Annotated in this window: 1 protein-coding gene and 1 pseudogene; one reads left to right on the top strand and one right to left on the bottom strand. The window is 35.9% G+C overall.

Annotation, left to right across the window (positions count from 1 at the left end; all coding sequences use genetic code 11):
* Positions 1-942: prolyl oligopeptidase family serine peptidase (locus tag ACY65O_RS18620; RefSeq protein WP_462222361.1), on the top strand; the 942-nt coding region annotated here is incomplete at its 5' end.
* A 66-nt stretch (positions 943-1,008) separates the two neighbouring features.
* On the opposite strand, the pseudogene ACY65O_RS18615 reads toward ACY65O_RS18620, so the two are convergent.
* A pseudogene (locus ACY65O_RS18615) lies at positions 1,009-2,664 on the bottom strand (hypothetical protein); the annotation flags it as partial.

Here is a 2,664-nt window from a genome sequence, read left to right as displayed (position 1 = left end):
GATTATAATTCGGATGTGGTGCGGTTTAATTACACTTCTTTAACCACACCATCATCAGTATATGATTACAATATGGGCAGTAAAGAAAAAAAATTAATGAAGCAGCAGGAAGTTGTTGGGGGCTATACAGTAAGTGATTATGTTACCGAACGTTTATTTGCTACTGCAAAAGATGGTACAAAAATTCCTATTTCGGTAGTGTATAAAAAAGGATTTAAAAAAGATGGTACTCAACCTTTGCATTTATATGGTTACGGAAGTTATGGTGCAAGTATGGATGCCAGCTTTAGTGCAGCAAGATTAAGTTTACTTAACCGCGGCTTTGCTTTTGCTATTGCACATATTCGTGGCGGCCAGGAGATGGGCAGGTACTGGTACGAAGATGGTAAAATGATGAAAAAGAAAAACACGTTTACGGATTTTATTGATTGTGCAGAATTTTTACTGGCTAATAAATTTACTGCTAAAGAACATTTATATACCAGTGGTGGTAGTGCCGGAGGTTTATTAATGGGTGCTGTAGTAAACATGCGGCCCGATTTATGGCATGGCGTAATTGCTGCCGTACCTTTTGTTGATGTAATAAATACGATGAGTGATGCATCTATTCCGCTAACAACAAACGAATACGATGAGTGGGGCAACCCCGCCAATAAAGAAAGTTATTTTTATATGAAAACTTACTCGCCTTATGATAATGTAGAAAAGAAAGCCTACCCCAACATGCTGGTAACAACCGGCCTGCATGATAGCCAGGTACAATATTTTGAACCTGCAAAATGGGTAGCTAAACTTAGAGAAATGAAAACTGATAGCAATAAATTATTACTCTATACCAATATGGAAGCAGGCCACGGCGGAGCAAGCGGAAGATTTAAAGCATTAAAAGACCGGGCAAGAGAGTTTGCATTTTTTCTTGCACTGGAAGGTATAGCGGAATAAAAATTTATTTATAAATAAAAAACCGAAGCTTATCACTTCGGTTTTTTTTATTCATTTAAAAATCATCTATTCAAATATTTTTTCTTCCCTTGTTAACTGCCCAAACTGATTAATACCTTCTATAACCACTCTTATTTTTTTACAATTATCGCTGTTATAAAAAGGGATTTTTATACGTCTTGTTTTTTTATCAAATATTAAAAACGGATTCCAGTAAAGTGTACTGCGGTAGTCGGGCAAATCTGGTGTAGTAGTTTTTTCATAATCCGGCATGTAAAATTCTTTAATGGCAGAGTAACCATAAATATTGGTAAAATCCAATCCTTTTACTGTAGAATTATCGGCACCTTTTTTTGTATAAATTGCAATGGCACCACCTGCGCCACCACCCGCTGCGCCAAAAAATGGAGGACGAAAAATTTTTATCAATGCCACATTACTCATTGGTATCGATTGCAGCAAGCTGATATCAGTATTATTTTCATCTAAAAAAATACTGGTTGCACTGCCACGCCAGGTAGCGCTTTGCCCATCGCTGCCAATTTGTAAACCTGCAACTTTTCCTCTTAAATAATCCAGTATACTTAATGCATTTTTTGCAAACGGATCATCATCCACAGCAAATGTATAACCATCGCCGCCGGCAAAAAACCCAGAGGTGTATTCTTCTTCTAATTTTTGTTTTAACGATTTTGTTTTGCCCACTACTCTTACTGCATCTAAAGTTTTTGTTTTATTACTTTCTAAAAACGAACGCTGCAATGCTGCCAGCTTTGCGTTTTTTTGCAAATAAGAACTATCTCTTTTTAAATTAAAATAAAGCGACGAAAGCAAATTGGAAGATGGCGTAGCTGCAGCCGCAATTTCATTTACAAATTTAAAGCTGGCGCTTGAAGTTAATTTTTTGTCTTTATCATTATTAATTTGATAATACAATTTTGCTGTATCAAACAAATACATGCCTGTTACCCTGAATTGCCCGTCGGCAGTAATGGGGATACTCAAAAACTCACTGTTCTTATTTTTGGTTTTAATCAAAGCTGTTAAATCTTTTCCGGCAAGCTGGGTTTTGGATAAACCATAAATATTTCCTCTCAATGAAATATAATTATCTGCCGGAAAATTTAATTTGGGCCATTGTTGTACTAACAAATTCTCCCACTTAAATCTTCTCCAGCCATTGGTCATCATCACTAAATCCAAATGTTGTTTTACAGAATCTGCATCATTTGAAAAATAATAAGCAGGGTTATAAACGTAGCCTTTTAAATCGCTGGTAACTAATAAATTTGAAAAAATATTTTCTTCATTCTCGGTTATGGGATTAATACCTGCATCAGTAACTGCAATGGATAAATTGCTGAGTAAGGTATCGCCAACATCTATTTGTAAAGTATTGTGTCCATGTTTAGTAATATTTTTTTCTACTGCATGCAGGTCGGTTGCAAAATAATAATTATTATGGTTTATAAATACCAGCCGCTCCGCAACAGGTATTTGTGCGGCATTAAAAATAGTGAGTTGCAAAACACCATCGTTAAAACTTTCGGTTGCTATGGGTGCAGTAACTTCTGTTCTGCTCTTCATATTTATTTTTGCACTGTACATCATTTGGTGCTGCATTTGTGCAACTACAGTGTAAGCAGTAAAAACTTCATCAGCATTTTGTGGCCGCTTTAAAGTATAACGCAGGGTATCAGTTGTATTGCTGATACTCAGGGA

The sequence above is a fragment of the Ferruginibacter sp. genome (assembly GCF_031430955.1).
In the GTDB taxonomy this organism is placed as follows: Bacteria; Bacteroidota; Bacteroidia; order Chitinophagales; family Chitinophagaceae; genus Ferruginibacter.
This window is presented reverse-complemented; position numbering and strand designations above follow the sequence as displayed.